The following is a 17,700-nucleotide window of genomic DNA, read 5'->3' on the forward strand; positions in this document are numbered from 1 at the left end:
ATTTTCTGAGAGGTGGGTACACTTTTTTATTGAAGTTTTTTTTACAATTATTCTCCATTTTTGAGAATTTGTGTAGATTTTTGCAGAGTCACTTGGCAAAGGGCTGCTTGCTCGCTATAGAAATAGCCAGAGAATGTTATCAATGAAATAAAGGTGGTTAAATGGCTTTAGAGCGTACTTTTTCGATGATTAAACCAGATGCAACACGTCGTAATTTGACGGGTGCAATTACGAAAATGCTTGAGGATGCAGGATTGCGTGTTATTGCATCTAAACGTGTTTGGATGAGTAAGCGTGAGGCTGAAAAATTCTATGCTGTTCATAAGGAGCGTCCTTTTTTTAGCGAATTGGTGGAATTTATGTCTTCTGGTCCAACAGTTGTACAGGTTCTAGAAGGCGAGAATGCAATAGCTAAAAACCGTGAATTAATGGGGGCTACGAATCCTAGTGATGCAGAAGAGGGAACAATTCGTAAGGTTCATGCTTTATCGATTGGCGAAAATTCTGTCCATGGATCCGACAGTGCTGAAACGGCAAAAACAGAAATCGCCTTTTGGTTTCCTGAGGTAGAAATTGTTGGTTAATAAAGCGTTTATAATAATAAAGCGTATATAAGAAGCAAAAATCCGAAACACTATATTTCGGTTTTTTGCTTATAAGATTATAGATTTTTTTGAAAGCAGGTGGAGCATTAATCGTTTTTTTTAGCTTTTAATATTGCAGCTGCTTTTACGAAAATATAAGGACTATTTACTCTTTTCTGAAGAGTTTTTATCTACGTACTACCCTTACTTGTAATGTGCAAAAGAAGTAGTTTTGATTGATTGATCGTGAATAGATTTAAAATAAGTAAGCCTTACGGGCTTTCTTCTTTCGTTTAAGGGCAAAAAGGTAAATTATCATTATAAATCTTACATATTATTTCACAAAATAACGTGCTTTAAACCCGCACGAAAATAATCCCACCCTGTCCACAATGTAAGGAGGGCAGAAATCCACAGCATCGTAATGCCAAACTCTACTGTGTAAGGGAAAATTTTATTACCGGCTGGTCCAGCTAAAAGAAAGATAATAGCAATCATCTGTACAAAAGTTTTCCATTTTGCAAGACGAGAGACAGGAACACTAACTTTTAACTCAGCCAAATATTCACGTAATCCTGATACAAGAATTTCTCTGCAAAGAATGATAATAGCTGCCCATAGTGTCCACCCAGCAATGGTACTGTCTGCGGCAAGCAAGAGCAAACAAGCAGAGACGAGAAGTTTATCGGCAATTGGATCTAACATGCGACCAATATTGGATGTTTGTTCCCAAATACGGGCAAGGTAACCGTCAAGAAAATCGGTAATAGATGCAATAATAAAAATGGAAACAGCAATCCAGCGAGTGATATCACTTGATTGTAGTCGCCCTTCTAAAAAAAAGCATGCAACAACCATTGGAACAGCAACAATTCGTGCATAAGTTAAAATATTTGGAAAAGAAAAAGTATGATTTTTCATGGAGCCATTTTTAATTCTTGAGAAAGAGAATATACTTCCTAAACGTAACAAGGCAAAGGTTATGAAACAAGCCTATTTTTCATGAAAATGGTTATGAATTTTTTGTGCAATTGTCATAGAGATTCCCGTAACTTTTTTTAAATCTTCAAGTGAGGCATCAGCAACAGCTTTGGTACTTCCAAAATGATGAAGCAACGCACGCTTTCTTATCCGACCGATATTTTCGATTTCATCAAGTTGATTTTTGAATGTTGTTTTTTTTCGTTTTATTCTATGCGTTCCAATGGCAAAACGATGAGCTTCATCACGCAAACGTTGCAGAAAATAAAGGATAGGATCACGAGGGGGAAGTGTAAAGGAGGGGGCACCTTTTATAAAAAATCGTTCACGTCCTGCATTACGGTCAACACCTTTAGCGATTCCAACAACTGTGAAGAGGTCATTTAATTGTAATTCAGCAAGTATTGCATGTACACTGTTGATTTGTCCTTCACCTCCATCGATTAAGATAAGATCAGGCCAGATGGGAAAAAGATCATCATCTTTTATGTCATGACTTCTATTGGGGAGATCATGCTCTTTGATAAGGCGTGAAAATCTTCGTTTAATCACTTCTTTCATCATGCCAAAATCATCGCCAGGCGTAATATCTGTTGAGCGAATATTGAATTTGCGATATTGATTTTTAACAAATCCCATGTGACCAGCAACAATCATTACACCTACAGCATTTGTTCCCATAATATGAGAATTGTCATAGACTTCTATGCGGCGCGGAGGAAAAGGAAGTTGGAATGTTTCAGCAAGACCTTGAAGCAATTTTGTGTGGGTGGCTGTTTCAGCAAGCTTATGTTCAAGTGTTTCATGCGCATTGAGATAGGCATGATTAACAAGATTTTTCCGTTCACCTTGTTTGGGTAGAGAGAGAGAGACTTTGTGATTTGCTTTAAGACTAAACGCTTCTGTAAGAAGTGTCTTTTCTTCAATTTCTTCAGATAAAAGGATGCTTTTGGGAAGTGGTTTATCATCATAAAATTGGGCAAGAAAACTTGCTAAAATTTCAGTACGGGAAAAAGAGGGATCTGCTTTAGGAAAATAAGCACGGTTTCCCCAATTTTGCCCCATGCGAAAAAAAAACACTTGAATACAGGTCATTCCTTCTTTTTGCGCAATCGCAAAAACATCCGCTTCTTTTATCGTTTGAGGATTAATGCCTTGATGGCTTTGTATGTGAGAAAGGGCTGATAGGCAGTCACGATAGGAAGCTGCTTGTTCAAAGTCAAGACTTTCTGCGGCTTTATGCATAGCTTGAACCATATCGTTTTTAACAGATTGATCTTTTCCCGAAAGGAATGCTTTTGCTCCTTTCACCAGTTCTTTATAATCACTGTCACTAATTTCATGTGTACAAGGTGCAGAACATCGCTTAATTTGATAAAGCAAACAGGGGCGTGTACGGTTTTCAAACACTGCATCGGTACAGGTCCGTAATAAAAAGGCGCGTTGTAAAACATGAAGTGTTTGTGTTACCGCACCAGCAGAGGCAAAAGGACCAAAATAATGGGCTTTTCGTGTTCGAGCACCACGATGTTTATAAAGTGCAGGTGCTCGATGATCATCTGTAATCATAATATAAGGGAAACTTTTATCATCACGCAGGAGTACATTAAAATGTGGACGCAATCTTTTGATCAGATTGGCTTCTAAAAGAAGAGCTTCTGTTTCAGTGTGGGTGACAATAAATTCCATATGATATGTTGCACGAATCATGCGCGTAATACGATTATTATGTCCTTGTTCACGTGTATAGTTTGAAACACGTTTTTTGAGATTACGGGCTTTGCCAACATAGAGAATATCACCATTTTCACCAATCATCCGGTAAATCCCTGGCTTATGCGGAAGGTGTCTAACAAACTCTTGTATGAATTTGACACCTTGGAATTGATTTTTCTCATTACTTTGATTGGCATTATTCCACGTAATGTTAGAGAGAAAAGAAAGTTTTTCTCGTTCATTTTGCGAACAATTTATATTATTTTTTAGGACCATTCCGTTTATAAGAATATGTTTTTTGTTTAATATATGAAATATTCTTTTCTATAAATAGCGCATTATAGCATAAGAATATGATTTTAGAGTACCTATTTTCATAAAATATGAGAGGTGTTATTTAAGACAGCTTTATGAATTCACTCAATTTATTCGTTAAAATGGTCAAAATAGAAAATCCATCATGATAAGAGCATAAACTTTCTCAAAAAGAGAAAAAATTAATTCACGCTAATCGTTATTCGTTTATCATTATTATATGTTGATATAATCTAAAAAAAATCAAAGAGTTATAGCATTTAATACCTTTGTATCTTAACCACGATATTTTCATTTAAGGAAAATATAGAGAAAAATCTAACATAATAAATGTTCTTTTTGAATCCACTTATGCGTTATTTGGGCATTTTCATCTTGTCCCAGACGATTGATAAGAAAGGGGCTGAGTTTTTTCATTTCTTCTTCCAAAAGATAGGGAGGGTTAATAATAATCATACCACTTCCATTCATTGTTGGTGGACTTGAACTTTTTCGGATACGCATTTCAAGTTGTAGAATCTTAGGAATTCCGGTTTGATAAAGAGCGTGAAGAAAACTTTCAATTTCTTTGTCATATTTAACAGGATACCATAAAGCGTAGATTCCTCCAGAAAAGCGACGATAGGCTTTCGTTAATCCCTCAATAAGGCGGGAAAACTCTCCAGTTTTTTCAAAGGGAGGGTCAACAAGGATAAACCCACGTTTTTCTTTTGGTGGTACATGAGCATTTAAGGAAAGCCAACCATCTAAATGCAGAACTTTTGTCTGATAATCTCCTGCAAAGTTTTTTGCTAAAATATGATAATCTTCATTGTGCAATTCTATTGCGGTGAGGCGATCTTGTTTTCGTAATAATTGACGAATAAGAACAGGAGATCCAGGATAAAACATAATTTCTTTTTCCCCTTTATTGAGGGCATCAATGATATCATACCACGGACCAAGAAGTGTTCTTAAATCTTCTGGGATAGGAGTTGAAAAAAGTCGTTGGACACCTTCACGCCACTCTCCTGTTTTATGTGCTTCTAAAGAAGAAAGGTCATAAATACCGATTCCAGCATGCGTATCTATAACGCGAAAAGCTTTTTCTTTGCGTTTGAGATATTCTATAATGCGGGTGACAATAATGTGTTTAAAAACATCAGCAAAATTGCCAGCATGATAAATATGCCGATAATTCATGGAGTAAACTCTATCATATGTATAACTGTACCAGATTATTAGCATAGAATAATAGAATTGATATCCATAAAAATACTCTTGTAGAAATCAAACAATGCCCTCACCCCCAAATTATACACTACAGAAAAAATATTAATGTCATGGGAGCATTTATTCACAGAGCTATTTTTATATAATGAGATTAATCGTTAAAATTTTAATTTTTTTATATGAAAGATAGACAACAAACATTTCAATAGAGATATTTATGTTGTAAGAGATTTTTTTATGATCGCGGTCTCTTCCAGGAAGACTATAAAAAACACTCAATTAACGAGAATATTAGTGAAGTTTGTTGAAAAATTGAAGGGTATCTTTCAAATTCATTCATAAATTTGCTTGTTTAAAGATTAAAGAATTTCAAATGCTTGATAAAAACATTGTTACATTTATAAGTTTTTTAGAAAGCGTAAAATTATGGATAGAGCAATAAAGTGCTGGTGTTATAGTGATGGATTTTTGTAAAAGTGTGAATGAATCTCATTGCTTTAAGCAGAGCCAAAGCTTTACATTATACACGCTAAATGGCTAGGTTATTGTGTATGATGCTAAAATAAAACTTTTGAAAATTGATATGTGCTCTGCAAGCGATCTCAATAAAATGAGGAATTTTAAACTAAAGTAAATAGGTTTATCTATCTCTAACACTGTATTATCGAGCGGCTTTATAAGGTAATCTTATAAAAAAGGCTAGGATAAGAAATTCTTTTTACATGGATTATGCTTCGATGCCATGCTTTTGATTGAATGTAATTTTCTATTAATGCCCATTCTGGTTTCAATACTGAGATAGGTTAAACACATGATATTATGAGAATGCATGCCCAGAATCCGGAGACTTGTAATAGTTAGAGCATGCCGTGGTTTAGAGAGCTGGTTATATGGAGGTATTTTACTAAATAAAGGCACAAGCTGGTACCTTTTTTATTTTTTAGCAGTATTGCCATACCTCTTGGCACTTGAGTTGGTTCATAAAGTGCATTTTTACTCTTTCCGCTAATAGTTTTTATTTATACGCCAGATATTTAATTGAATGCGATGATGGCTCATATTTCGTATTGAATATGGAATAATGGATGATAAAATTCCTACCCCAACGCAAAGAATAAATGTTGTGCGTAAGATGATAGTTTTTGAAGAGACTGATGATGTGTTAAGAAAGTTTTTTAGAGATTTTTCTTTCTGAATTTTTTAATTGAATACGTAAAATGTTTTACAGCATGTTATGATCTTTATCAGTAAAGGATAATTTGGCGGAAATGTTTGTAATGATACGTACAACATTGTTAAAAGGAAAGACACTGGATACAGTATTTGCAGGAAGATGAGCCGTCCAAGAGATCATATGAAGTTTCTTTAGAAAAGTTTTTAAGCCTTTTGAACTTTATAGGAAGTGGTTTATAATTTTCGAATGGTTTATATTATAATGCCCTAAAAGGGATGAGAGGATAAAAGATTCTTTTGCACTAAAAGGCGTGTGATTGCTTTTAAGTTGAGAAAAAAATATATAAGTAAAATACATGGTATTTGATATATTCTTCAGAGTAAGCATGCACAAATGAAATCAAATTTAAAAGCATAGAGTTAGAAAAATGGGTAATATTTTTTCACCAACGCATTTAATTGTAATTTTACTGATTATATTTGTGCTTTTCGGGCGCGGTAAAATTTCTGAATTAATGGGTGATGTTGCTAAGGGAATTAAGGCTTTCAAAAAGAATATGAAGGAAGACGATGACAGCATTGAGGATAAAGTTGAAATGGCAGCTACTTCTCAAATGATTGATATAGAACCTCAACAATCTCAGCCGTTATCGGTGAAACATGTAACTGCACGCAAAAAGGCTTCTTCTGCCTCTAAAAGAGGCAAGGCATCTATTGCTAAAAAACAGCGTGTCAAATAACAAAAACGTTATCATCATTGTGCATTATTTTTTACGGGGAAGTCGAGTTAAGAGATGTTTGGGATTGATGGGCCGGAGTTTGTCGTAATCTTACTTGTTCTCATTATTGTCGTTGGACCAAAAGATTTACCTAAAATACTAAAGGCAATAGCAAAGGTAAGAGCTTATGTGTGCTCAACAGCAAATGAACTTCGTTACCAGTTTGATGATGCAATAAGACAAATTGAGCTCGATAATTTGCAAAAAACATGTTCAGATATTAATGATCTTAATCCAAGCAAGAAGTTGACGGAGACTTTTGATCCCATACAGGATGCAGTAGAGGATATCCATGATAATTCTGATGTTAAGGCAACACATCATAAATTAGAAAAAGATGAAGAACTTTGGGCGTGTGATCAAAAGACAACCAATAAAGATGTGATAGTATCTATTACACCCTATCATTCTGAAAGCATTTCTGTCGTTTCTAAAGATAAAGAAGATGTATCATGAATGTTAAGAAAGATGAAGTTGATGCCAGTATGGCAACACTTTTAGAACATTTAATTGAACTTCGTCAGCGCATTATTGCTGCCGTGGTTGCATTTTTGATCGCTTTTATGATGTGTTTTCTTGTTAAAGATTATATCTTAAATTTTTTACTATGGCCGTATCAGTGGGCAATGAAAATAGCAGGGAGTAATCCTGAGAGTATTCGTTTGCAATCAACACAAGTATGGGAAACTTTTTTAACAAAGATGAAACTTGCGGCTTTTGGGGGGATTATTTTATCTTTTCCCTATACGGCTTTTCAGTTTTATAGTTTTATTGCACCAGGGCTTTATAAAAATGAACGTATGGCTTTTTTACCCTTTCTCATTGGTGGTCCTATTTTATTTTGTATTGGGGGAGCGTTTGTTTATACTCTATTGGCACCAATAATACTATGGTTTAGTCTTTCACAACAATTTCTTCCAGATGTTCATTTAAGAATAGATTTTATAGTGCGTATTTCCGATTATTTGAGCTTTATGACATCATTTATCCTAGTTTTTGGTTTGATTTTTCAATTACCTCTTGTCATCAGTCTTTTAACAAAAGTTGGATTTTTAACATCTCATGATTTGGTATCTAAACGAAAATGGGCTATCTTGCTTTCTTTTATTATTGCGGCAATAGTAACCCCTTCGGATTTTTTTACGATGTTTGCAGTGGCTTTACCAACGATAGCACTTTACGAGATCTCAATTTTAATTGCTTACGGTATAGAAAAGAGAAGAAAATCCGCTTAAGAAAATTGTATAATCTTATGCGATAAGAAATGAATAAAAACAATATAAATGAGGAATTTTGATGCTTGATATTAAGTGGATTCGTGAAAATCCTGAGAAATTAGATAAAGCACTTGTAAACAGAGGTCTTGAACCACAAGCTGAAAGGTTAATACAACTTGATCTTGCACGTCGGTCGCATGTTGCTAAAGTACAATTGGCGCAGGAACGTCGCAATGCTATTTCAAAGGAAATAGGACAAGCTTTAGCTGTATCTGATCTACAAATGGCTGAAGGCTTTAAAGCTGAAGTTGAAGAGATTAAAGTCTTTCTTTCTTCTGCAACAGCGGAAGAAAAACAGCTGACGGAGAGTCTTGAGAAAATTCTTTCAACTCTTCCAAATATTCCATTGGATGATGTTCCGGAAGGTAAAGATGAAAGTGATAATGTCGTCATTCGACATTTTGGTACACCTCCAACATTTAATTTTACACCAAAGGAGCATTTTGATCTTGGTCAAGATCTCAAGCAGATGAATTTTGAGCGAGCTAGTCGTTTGTCTGGAACACGTTTTACAGTGCTTTCAGGGGCGTTAGCACGACTAGAACGAGCATTAGGACAATTTATGCTTGATGTGCATGTGAATGAGCATGGTTATACAGAAGTCTCAGTACCTCTTCTTGTTCGTGATGAGATTGTTTACGGAGCAGCACAATTGCCGAAGTTTGCAGAGGATCTTTTTCAGACAACAGATGGTCGATGGCTTATTTCTACTGCAGAAGTACCATTAACTAATTTGGTTAACGATGAAATTCTTGAAATATCAGATTTACCACTGCGATTTTCTTCTTTGTCTCCTTGTTTTCGTTCAGAGGCGGGAGCAGCCGGTCGTGATACGCGCGGTATGTTGCGTCAGCACCAATTTTGGAAGGTGGAAATGGTCTCGATTACCAGTGAAGATCAGTCTTTAATTGAATTGGAACGTATGACGGAATGTGCAGAAGATATATTAAAACGGCTTGATTTGCCTTTTCGCACAGTGGTTCTTTCTACGGGAGATATGGGGTTTGCAGCACGTAAAACCTATGACATCGAGGTTTGGCTTCCTGGTCAAGAATGTTATCGTGAAATTTCTAGCTGTTCAGTTTGTGGAGATTTTCAAGGTCGTCGTATGAATGCTCGCTATCGTACAGAAGGTGATAAAAAATTGCATTTTGTTCATAGTCTTAATGGTTCTGGTACGGCTGTTGGCCGTTGTCTTATTGCCGTACTTGAAAATTATCAACAAGCTGATGGATCCATTATTGTTCCAGATGTTTTACAACCCTATATGGGAGGCATGCGTTGTATTACTGCTTAATTTTGCGAAAGGAAAGACAATATGCATTTATTGCCAAGAGGTGATGGTATGCAAATGCAAGGTTTAGCCATTTTAAAGGAAGTGGTTTGTAGGGGTGATAAAAGTGCTCCTCCATTAGAGATTGAATAATACTATGGGGCAAAATGGTATTTTACAATTTCGTGAAGAGTTGGCCGCTCTTGTACTGAAAATGCGTAGCAAAGGCATTGATGACGTGCGATTTTTTTCGGCATTAGAAAAAATTCCACGTCAACAGTTTGTTTCTGCCCCTTGGTTTAATAGTGCTTATGATAATAAAGTTATTCCCCTTGAGTGTGGTGAATATATGGAACGTTTGGAAGAACAACTCTTAATTCTTTCGGCACTATCGTTGAAAAAAAAGCATCGTGTCTTAGAAATCGGTACGGGATCTGGTTTTTGTACGGCTCTTATAGCCTGTTTGAGTGACCGTGTAACGACGATTGATCGTTATAAAACGCTTGTTGATTTGGCAGGCCAAAAATTTCAAGCTTTGGGAATTGAAAATATTGTTGTACGGCAAATTGATGGAAGTCATAGTGTGACAGGTTTGGGGTCATTTGACCGTATTCTTATTTGGCCATCGCGTTCTGATGAACCCAAGGAATTTTTAGAACTCTTAGCTGAAAATGGCATTCTCATTCAGGCTATAGGGCCTGATGAAGGGGTACAAACGGTGACGCGCTATACAAAAATTGGGAGTCGATTTGAGTGTTTAGAACTTTTTCAAGTGCGTTATCAACCTTTTATTAAAGGTATTGCGGAGATACTTTAAATTTTAAAATTTAAGAAATAGCACAAATTATTTCACCTTTTTATTTTACGTTAAATTCATTTTGATATTATATAGAGATATTTATGAATAAAATATCTCATTTTAACTCTTCGGTAATTTAAAAAAGCTTTAATGGAATGAGTTGAGTATTGATGAGTGGGCAAAACTATGTATTTAAGAGCTTTGGATAATATTTTCCGGCATAAATTTCAGAGAATAACTTTTTTAGCGGTGGTAACTATTGTTGCTGGTTGTAGTTCTGGTACGCAACGTTTTTCCGCTATGTCCTCTCATCGTATGTTATCTCATCAATCAAATATATCTAGCACTATACCTACAGATCCGCGAATGCTATCGGACGGTGGTGATATGATACAGAGTACTGAATTGCCACCTGTGGAACCAAGCGATGATTCTTGGCGAGATGACAGTTCTCCTTATAATTCTCCACAGCAAGGTAGGACAGCTTCTTTGGATGGTCGCGTTATGGGGGCACCTCCACGTAATCTTGGAACACTTTCTCGTTCACAAATGGATAACTCTCCTGTTTACCGGCGGAATTCTTATATTGTCCAGAGTGGAGATACACTACTCAGTATTGCACGACAAATAGGGGTCAGTGTTGAGGCATTAAAATTAGCAAATGGCATAAACAGCAATTCCATTTATATTGGTCAAGTCCTTGTGGTTCCAAGTAGGCGTACATTCGCAACTTCAAATACGCGCAATAATAATGATTGGGCGGCGTCAACAGCAGAATCTTCATTCCAATCTCAAGTTACGTCCTCTGTAAAACACAAAAAGGCTTCTTCTGTATATAAAGCTCCTGTAACAATGTTCCCTTCTGCAAAGATGAACAGATCAAGTTCTGAGAAAAATTCTTCTACACAGATGATGCGATTGGACCATGAGACTGGTTTATCAAGTACTGTCACGAATACAGATAATATTATGACACCGCAGGGTACAGGAATTTCTAAGATGCGTTGGCCAGTACGAGGGCGTTTATTAAGCCAGTTTGGTCAAAAAAAAGGAACAGTAATGAATCGAGGAATAGATATTGCAGTGCCTGAGGGGTCATCGGTAAAGGCGGCGGAAAATGGTGTCGTTATCTATGCGGGAGATGGATTAAAAGAGCTTGGTAATGTTGTTATGATTCGACATGAAAATGATATTATCACTATTTATGGATGTAATAGTAAGCTTGTTGTTAACAAAGGACAAAGAATAAGACGCGGTGATGAGATTGCTAAATCTGGTGTTTCAGGAAATGTTAAAACGCCACGTGTCTATTTTGAGATGCGTAAGAATTCATTACCTGTTGATCCTCTTAAATATTTAGAAAACTAATTTATGGGTTAATTTGAGAAATTTTATAGTTTATAGAAATTTCATGAAAAAATTGATTTTTTTACGTAAAATAATACTGCAGCAGAAAAAATCACTGGTTTAAGGGAAGCCGTTTGTTGAGTTTATTAGATATTATCATCTTTGTGTTTATGAAGAGATAAGGTGATAGTATCATACTGTTTTCAGCTTCTCAATGTTCCAACTGCTCTTGCATTTATAGGGGGTACGAGAATGAGAAGGGGGATTTTACGCTTTTCTTAAATAGTTTTTATCTACAGGTTCATTTCACGTGTGTGACGTACAAGAAAATCATTTTGATGAATTCAAAGGGGATAAAATGAGAGAGTTTTACTGTATTTAAGTCTTTCATTTGATATCAAAAACGATGAATTATCTCTATAACTAAAGGTTTTTTCCTTGGAAAAATTGGTTTGTATCATTTATTGAGTTAGTGAGAAGGCTTATATTGTAGAATATATAATAGAGGGAAATAAATCTGTTTTTTTTAAGATTTTTCTTGTTGTATTCTGTCTCTTAAGGATTTATTGCATTTTGATAAAGCTGAGATTCCATCATGTGGTCATTACTTTTTATGATAAATTCTTTAGGAAAGTTTTTCTGGATCGGAGTTTTATTTTAATAGAGGGGGAAATACCTGAAGTTTAACTATAGGAGATAAAAATGTTTATTACGAACGCTTATGCTCAAGTTGCAGGCGATGTTCCCGGTGGATTTTCATTTGTTAGTGCTGTCCCGTTCATTTTAATTTTTGCAATTATGTATTTTTTTATAATTCGTCCACAGCGTGCACAAATGAAAAAACGACAAGAAATGCTTAATGCAATACGTCGTGGTGATACAGTTATAACGGGTGGTGGCATTATCGGCAAAGTTACGAAGGTTCACGATGAAAGTGGCGAATTAGAGGTTGAAATTGGTGAGAGTATGAATATTCGTGTTCTTCGCTCAACATTGTCTGATGTACGCGTTAAAGGTGAACCAATTGCAGAAAAAAAATCAAAGCTTCATGCTAAAACAAAAACACCACAAAAGTCTAAATCTAAAAAAACAGCGAAAGAAAATGTGAGTGTATCTAAAGAAAAAAAAGCTATATCAAAGGAAAATAAGGAAAATGCATCTTAAGGTGGCGTTGTAGTTTATTACATTTTTTAAAGCATTTTTATAAAAAGTATTGAAATATAAAGATAGTTTCATTGAAGGAGTAGCTTTTATAGTCGTTACAGAAGATGGTGTTTTTCTTTAAATTATTAAAATAGTTGTTTTATTTATGGAAGATTACGGAAAATTTTCCTGTCCTTTAAACAACATCATTATTTTTATAAAGAGATGTTTTTTATTTTCGAGTAAATAAGCTGAGGAAATTTTTTAAAAGATAGATTTATTTGAGCATATAGCATTTAATCGCGGTTTGTTGTCAAATTTTCATCTATTTGTTGTAGGAGAAGATTAGGGAGTATATAAAAATTTCTAATCTCAATACTCTTATAAGCGAGGGTTAACATATCAATGTTTGTATCAACCTTCCATTAACTTTTGTGGTAAGAGGTAAAAGGCAGTTGGACTTTCAAAAATAAAGGGTGCTTATTCATGTTCGATGCAATTCAAATTCGTGAGGCGCATTTTCCGAGTCGGGCACCTATTGATGCTTATGGAAATGGTGGATTTCGTTTTGCTGATATGTCTCATAGAGGTTCTATTATTTGTGTCCCATCAGGTATTTATGGCATTGATATGGCAGGGCCTATTCCTACTCAAGGGGATATATCTCGTGTTTTAGAAGAAGCATCTGAAATCGAAGTTTTATTAATAGGTACTGGAATTGAATTATTGCGATTACCTGAAGAGTTACGGGTTCTTTTATGGGAAAAACGTATTTCATCTGATACAATGAGTACGGGAGCGGCTGTACGTACATTTAATGTTTTGTTGGCTGAAGATCGCGCTGTTGCTGCATTATTATTTGCGGTAGAATAAAGTATTATTTAATAATAAATTGCTCTAGTTCATTATGAAAAGTTTTCATAATTATTAATTGGATGAATTTTATGATCAGTGCATTTTCTATAAAAAGATAGCATTGTTATCCATTCAATCAAGAAGTGTTTTGCGTTGTTTGTTCTTCTAAGTTTTACTGTGCATGTTACGGTTAGTTTTTAGCTGTTTTTACTACGAATGAAAGTTTTAAGTCCGATAAGACAAATTTTATCAAAAAAGTTATTTATTTAATTTTTAAAAATTTCTTTCTAAAAAGAAAAAAGTAATTGGAGCAAATAATGAAAGAACGATATCAATAAAAATGCTTTTATTATTTAGAGAAATGTAAAGCAATACCATTAGCTATGAACAGATAAGTATTTATAACGATCACATTAATATTAGCAAAAATGTGATATGATTTATGTAGAAAAATCTGTAAAAATTATACTTTATCCGATTTTACAGAATTATTTGATCACTATAGTAATATTATTAAGTTTCGCACTTTAAAGGCTATGATTGGTGATATACGAATAAAGAATCTAAAGAAATTATTGGCTCGCAGTTTACAATTTCTTATCAAGATTCTTTGAAAAAACAGAAATTGATGACGAGGAAATATTTAGCCTTTATAGGGATTGTGTAGGGATTTTTGTTGACTATAATTTAACAGATAGAGGAAATGGTTTAGCAAAACTACAGTAGCTTGTTATCAGTAGAGCTAATTTGGGTGTGAAATTTTCTTTTGATGACTTTCAACTTCAGGATGGTGAATGTTCACACTATTTAAAGATATTCTTTATGACGCAAGTAATTTTTATGAATTTTGCGAAAAAATATTAAAGTTCATGTGAAATAGTTTTTTTGTGTATTGGTTTTATTTAAAAAATTATAAACACTAAGTTACCGTTTTTCCGTAAAAATGTGAATATTATCATTATTAGAAAAAGTTAAAACATATTAGAGAATAATAATTGGGGGGAGTTCATGAAAAATTTTATATTATCTGATCTCGAAAAATTAATTGATAAATATAGTGATCGTATCGATTTTGGCCCTACCATTGATGATATACAGATTAAAAAGGCTGAAGAAACTATTGGCTTGCCATTTACAACCTCTTACAAAAACTGCCTGAAAAATTTGGGAATTTCAGAAATTGGTTGTGATGAAATATTGACCGTTTATGAGGACAGTGTAGGGTCTCCTGTTGATTGTATTCCTGCTGGTGATATTGTTTATCACCACTTACTCGATATAAAAAATGGTTTAGCTAGGCCACAGCAGCTTATTGTTTGTGAAAATACTTTTTGTGAGATACTTTACTTTGATTACTCTCAATTTCAAGACGGTGAATGTCCACTTTATTTCAGGTTTCCAGCTGGTGCTTCATATTATTACGCAAGCAATTTTTATGAGTTTCTCTATAAAAGAATTAAGGTTAATTTTGAATAATTTTTTAAATATGAGGTTGAAAACAGCTGTTGAATAAAAAATGGAGGAGATTGATTGGTATGCGCTCTTTCATCATTGAATTCGTTGAGAATGGAAGTGCGTCATGATGCAAACCAAAGATGTAACAAAAATTTTAAAAAAACTTGGTTGGGTACCCTATCGCGATGATATAGGTTGTCACCATGCTTTTTATTATTTATCTGATCGTTTTGTAAGCATCGACTACGAGGTAAAATATGGGTGGAGGGATAGAAAGCTTATGCTAGTAGCAAATCTCAGTACTATCCCCTATCTTCTTGCTTGGGAATATATTAGGGGTAAGAGATTTTGCTCTGAAAGTATACTTTTTTCAGAAGATAGATATTTTGATGTTAAAATGAAAGACCTTTCTGAAAACCGTATTCAGGAGTCCTTAAACAAAATAATCACATGGGCAAAAACACAAAATATTGAACAAAAATTACACCAAGAAGCTTCCAATGGTAGCTCTAAAAGCTCTGCTGTTGCTCGAGTTTTGCTCGGTGATAGAGAGTCATTAAAGTCTTGTAGTCCTACATCAAATTTGAATATATTAGAATTTTCTGATTACAAAACAACAACATGGGTTGAGCGTCTTCTTCTTTTTGCACAAGCCTATAAAAAGGGCGAGTTGGATGATATTTTGGTGTGTATAACACCTCAAAAGCGGCTAACGAGCCTAACAACGGTAACCAATATTTTAAAAGTTCATGGTTGGATTGCAACAGCCCCTGGGAAAATGTGGTTAGTTTTACCTGATCGTTTTGTTAAATTTCATTTTGATTTGTGGTATCTCAATGATAAATTAAATGTCTATAAATGATAAATTAAATGTCTATATTAGTGCCATAACGTCTACAGAAGAGCTTTCTAGAGCCTGCTGGTATATTCATTATGGTAAAGCTTACGAACTTGTACGACCTGAGAATATTTATCCAACTTTTACCAGTCTTGGAAAAGGTCTTAATATTTGTTTTGATACACCCACAAAGCGAGAACTTATCAACATTTCTGAGCGGGTAATTCAGTGGGCTCGTACTCAGGATTTTGAGGCAGAAATAAAAAAAAGAGCGCCTATTCAAACATATCTTCAAGCATCTGGTTCTTGCTCCCATATGATCTGGCATTTGGCTTGCTTAGCGTTGACGGGTAAGATTGAGGCCTTGAAATCTTATCAAAATTCTCTTGAAATAAACAAGGTTGCTCAATATGCGACAAGTTATTCTCTCTTTAGCTGTGTTAATCGCGCTGTTGAATTTGCTGAAGAACATTTTATTCCGTGTAGACCTAGTGAAAAAGCAAATTTTATAGGGCGGATGATGTTTTACTTCATGGTATCGCCTTTGCTTTATAGAGTGATAATAAAACCTTTCACCTTGATTACAAAAGCATTTTTGCACATGGTCAGTTGGATTCGATCAAAAGCACGAGAAAGCTTTATTTCGAGAGTATTACGATTTGGGCAGATGAAAAATTCAAATGAACAAAAGGTAAAGGATATTATAGGTTCGCAAGATTGGATTGTTCTTAATACCATTGTTGAACAATTAAAAACGATGGGTTGGACAACTTACCGCGATAAAAACTACAATTATAATGCTTACTTTATAAGCAAAGACTGTCTTATCAACATAGTATATAGTCTTGAGAGGGAAGGCAAAGAGTTGATTATCACATTCAAAGCTTCACTTTCAACGCTTAGCTTCTCTACTATTTATCGAGATATTTTTCCAACGAGATCTCAATATACGTCCATTAAAGAGGCGGAAGATATATATACAATCTCTGATATTGCTATGAAGCAAGGAAAATTGAAACAGGTTTGTGCAGACATTTTTGAGTGGGCTCATCAGCAAAATGTACAAAAAATTATCTCTGATTATGCAGTTTTATCGCCAAATAATGAAGCTGATCTTGCAGAGCGCCACCTTGTTGCCCTTATTCTCATGGGGGATGTTAAAACGCTCAAATTTTATAAAGAGAGTTTTAGAGTAGGAAAGCATTTAGATTTTTCTATTGCGTCTAGATTAGGTAAACTCTTAGTCATAAGAATAGAAAAACCACACCTTGCTCCTACGCCTGTAATTTGTATTATTTTATTTTCAATCGCTTTTCTCATTGGGAATATACGCGGCATTTGATAAATTGCTTCATTAAAGACGCTATTGTAATAAAGCCATTGCTTTGTAAAGGGACGATAAAGACTTTGAACTAAACAATTATTTTCAAATTCGGAAATTTTTCCTCTTAATAATTCTTGCTTAACATGATACGTCCAACTTATTTTGCTTTCATCCGTATTAACAAAATCGTTTACAGCTTTTGTACGTGTTTTTCGGTCTTCATGTGTATAAGCACCATTAAAACGTTCCACTTCGTTGTTATAGAAGGCAATCATATTACTCATGTTCTTCGCTAAAACTTCACGACTTGAATTGTAAGCCCAAGCGTCACGATTGGTTTTTAGACCACATGAAAACGTTTCAAAGAGTTTTTTACCATGATTTTTCTTATTACCCAAAGCTAAGAATGTTTCAAAACTGTTATCACGTTGATGTATCCAATCACCATATTCGTCTGGTGTAATCATTTGCCAGCTTTGTTTACGAGTAATACCACCAACACTACCAAAGTATTGAAGCATCTCAAGTTTTTTTTCGGTGGAAAGATTATCTCCAATATCATGATAGTAAATTTTACAAGGTCCAATAGCATTGGGATTTTTGATAAACAAGGTTACAGCAATACCGGT

General features: G+C 34.7%; 15 protein-coding genes and 1 pseudogene. 12 read left to right on the forward strand and 4 right to left on the reverse strand.

From position 1 onward, the window contains the following. Positions 1–161: 161 nt before the first annotated feature. Positions 162–584 carry a nucleoside-diphosphate kinase gene (gene ndk / locus ACFINC_RS03665; protein WP_375616147.1) on the forward strand — a complete coding sequence of 141 codons (423 nt, stop codon included), beginning with the start codon at positions 162–164 and terminating at the stop codon, positions 582–584. A 339-nt stretch (positions 585–923) separates the two neighbouring features. Here ndk and pgsA read toward each other — a convergent pair whose 3' ends face one another. The 3 genes from pgsA to ACFINC_RS03680 form a co-directional block, all read right to left on the reverse strand. Next, positions 924–1,505, reverse strand: coding sequence for a CDP-diacylglycerol--glycerol-3-phosphate 3-phosphatidyltransferase (gene pgsA, locus ACFINC_RS03670; RefSeq protein WP_375616148.1), 582 nt, complete (start codon positions 1,503–1,505; stop codon positions 924–926). A 72-nt stretch (positions 1,506–1,577) separates the two neighbouring features. After that, positions 1,578–3,557 (reverse strand): excinuclease ABC subunit UvrC, encoded by a 1,980-nt coding sequence (uvrC, locus tag ACFINC_RS03675; protein WP_375616149.1) that lies wholly within the window; start codon positions 3,555–3,557, stop codon positions 1,578–1,580. A 357-nt stretch (positions 3,558–3,914) separates the two neighbouring features. Then, positions 3,915–4,778 carry a 23S rRNA (adenine(2030)-N(6))-methyltransferase RlmJ gene (locus ACFINC_RS03680; RefSeq protein ID WP_375616150.1) on the reverse strand — a complete coding sequence of 288 codons (864 nt, stop codon included), beginning with the start codon at positions 4,776–4,778 and terminating at the stop codon, positions 3,915–3,917. A gap of 1,631 nt (positions 4,779–6,409) precedes the next feature. Between ACFINC_RS03680 and tatA the strand changes: the two genes are divergently transcribed. The 11 genes and pseudogenes from tatA to ACFINC_RS03735 form a co-directional block, all read left to right on the forward strand. Continuing rightward, the gene (tatA, locus tag ACFINC_RS03685) at positions 6,410–6,721 is read left to right on the forward strand and encodes a twin-arginine translocase TatA/TatE family subunit (protein ID WP_375616151.1); all 312 of its coding nucleotides are present in this window, start codon (positions 6,410–6,412) and stop codon (positions 6,719–6,721) included. 54 nt (positions 6,722–6,775) lie between these two features. Beyond that, on the forward strand, positions 6,776–7,216 hold the full coding sequence (gene tatB, locus ACFINC_RS03690; protein WP_375616152.1) for a Sec-independent protein translocase protein TatB: 441 nt from the start codon (positions 6,776–6,778) through the stop codon (positions 7,214–7,216). Then, positions 7,213–7,995, forward strand: coding sequence for a twin-arginine translocase subunit TatC (gene tatC, locus ACFINC_RS03695; RefSeq protein WP_375616153.1), 783 nt, complete (start codon positions 7,213–7,215; stop codon positions 7,993–7,995). The genes tatB and tatC overlap by 4 nt, the downstream gene beginning before the upstream one ends. 61 nt (positions 7,996–8,056) lie before the next feature. Next, a complete protein-coding gene (serS, locus tag ACFINC_RS03700) occupies positions 8,057–9,334 on the forward strand; it encodes a serine--tRNA ligase (RefSeq protein WP_375616154.1) in 1,278 nt (425 codons plus the stop codon). A gap of 133 nt (positions 9,335–9,467) precedes the next feature. Continuing rightward, on the forward strand, positions 9,468–10,127 hold the full coding sequence (locus tag ACFINC_RS03705; protein ID WP_375616155.1) for a protein-L-isoaspartate(D-aspartate) O-methyltransferase: 660 nt from the start codon (positions 9,468–9,470) through the stop codon (positions 10,125–10,127). A gap of 168 nt (positions 10,128–10,295) precedes the next feature. Next, positions 10,296–11,477, forward strand: coding sequence for a peptidoglycan DD-metalloendopeptidase family protein (locus ACFINC_RS03710; RefSeq protein WP_375616156.1), 1,182 nt, complete (start codon positions 10,296–10,298; stop codon positions 11,475–11,477). 681 nt (positions 11,478–12,158) lie between these two features. Then, positions 12,159–12,620 (forward strand): preprotein translocase subunit YajC, encoded by a 462-nt coding sequence (gene yajC / locus ACFINC_RS03715; protein WP_375616157.1) that lies wholly within the window; start codon positions 12,159–12,161, stop codon positions 12,618–12,620. 465 nt (positions 12,621–13,085) lie between these two features. After that, complete coding sequence (locus ACFINC_RS03720; RefSeq protein ID WP_375607678.1) at positions 13,086–13,472, forward strand: Mth938-like domain-containing protein; 387 nt, start codon at positions 13,086–13,088, stop codon at positions 13,470–13,472. Between the two features lie 990 nt (positions 13,473–14,462). Beyond that, the gene (locus ACFINC_RS03725; RefSeq protein WP_375616158.1) at positions 14,463–14,930 is read left to right on the forward strand and encodes an SMI1/KNR4 family protein; all 468 of its coding nucleotides are present in this window, start codon (positions 14,463–14,465) and stop codon (positions 14,928–14,930) included. Positions 14,931–15,033: 103 nt separating this feature from the next. After that, a complete protein-coding gene (locus ACFINC_RS03730) occupies positions 15,034–15,771 on the forward strand; it encodes a DUF6990 domain-containing protein (protein ID WP_375616159.1) in 738 nt (245 codons plus the stop codon). Next, a pseudogene (locus ACFINC_RS03735) lies at positions 15,758–16,900 on the forward strand (DUF6990 domain-containing protein); the annotation flags it as partial. The gene ACFINC_RS03730 and the pseudogene ACFINC_RS03735, both read left to right, overlap by 14 nt. 20 nt (positions 16,901–16,920) lie before the next feature. On the opposite strand, the gene ACFINC_RS03740 reads toward ACFINC_RS03735, so the two are convergent. Next, on the reverse strand, positions 16,921–17,700 hold a 780-nt coding region (locus ACFINC_RS03740), incomplete at its 5' end, for a type ISP restriction/modification enzyme (RefSeq protein ID WP_375616160.1).

Origin of the sequence: Bartonella sp. AP58NXGY (assembly GCF_042195785.1) — a bacterium.
Lineage (GTDB): Bacteria > Pseudomonadota > Alphaproteobacteria > Rhizobiales > Rhizobiaceae > Bartonella.

Bases quoted from the DNA above. Each gene is read 5' to 3' on its own strand.
- serS (WP_375616154.1), top strand. From the start codon at position 8,057: ATGCTTGATATTAAGTGGATTCGTGAAAATCCTGAGAAATTAGATAAA.
- tatA (WP_375616151.1), top strand. From the start codon at position 6,410: ATGGGTAATATTTTTTCACCAACGCATTTAATTGTAATTTTACTGATT.
- yajC (WP_375616157.1), top strand. From the start codon at position 12,159: ATGTTTATTACGAACGCTTATGCTCAAGTTGCAGGCGATGTTCCCGGT.
- ACFINC_RS03730 (WP_375616159.1), top strand. From the start codon at position 15,034: ATGATGCAAACCAAAGATGTAACAAAAATTTTAAAAAAACTTGGTTGG.
- tatC (WP_375616153.1), top strand. From the start codon at position 7,213: ATGAATGTTAAGAAAGATGAAGTTGATGCCAGTATGGCAACACTTTTA.
- tatB (WP_375616152.1), top strand. From the start codon at position 6,776: ATGTTTGGGATTGATGGGCCGGAGTTTGTCGTAATCTTACTTGTTCTC.
- ACFINC_RS03705 (WP_375616155.1), top strand. From the start codon at position 9,468: ATGGGGCAAAATGGTATTTTACAATTTCGTGAAGAGTTGGCCGCTCTT.
- ACFINC_RS03710 (WP_375616156.1), top strand. From the start codon at position 10,296: ATGTATTTAAGAGCTTTGGATAATATTTTCCGGCATAAATTTCAGAGA.
- uvrC (WP_375616149.1), bottom strand. From the start codon at position 3,557: ATGGTCCTAAAAAATAATATAAATTGTTCGCAAAATGAACGAGAAAAA.
- pgsA (WP_375616148.1), bottom strand. From the start codon at position 1,505: ATGAAAAATCATACTTTTTCTTTTCCAAATATTTTAACTTATGCACGA.
- ACFINC_RS03725 (WP_375616158.1), top strand. From the start codon at position 14,463: ATGAAAAATTTTATATTATCTGATCTCGAAAAATTAATTGATAAATAT.
- ACFINC_RS03680 (WP_375616150.1), bottom strand. From the start codon at position 4,778: ATGAATTATCGGCATATTTATCATGCTGGCAATTTTGCTGATGTTTTT.
- ACFINC_RS03720 (WP_375607678.1), top strand. From the start codon at position 13,086: ATGTTCGATGCAATTCAAATTCGTGAGGCGCATTTTCCGAGTCGGGCA.
- ndk (WP_375616147.1), top strand. From the start codon at position 162: ATGGCTTTAGAGCGTACTTTTTCGATGATTAAACCAGATGCAACACGT.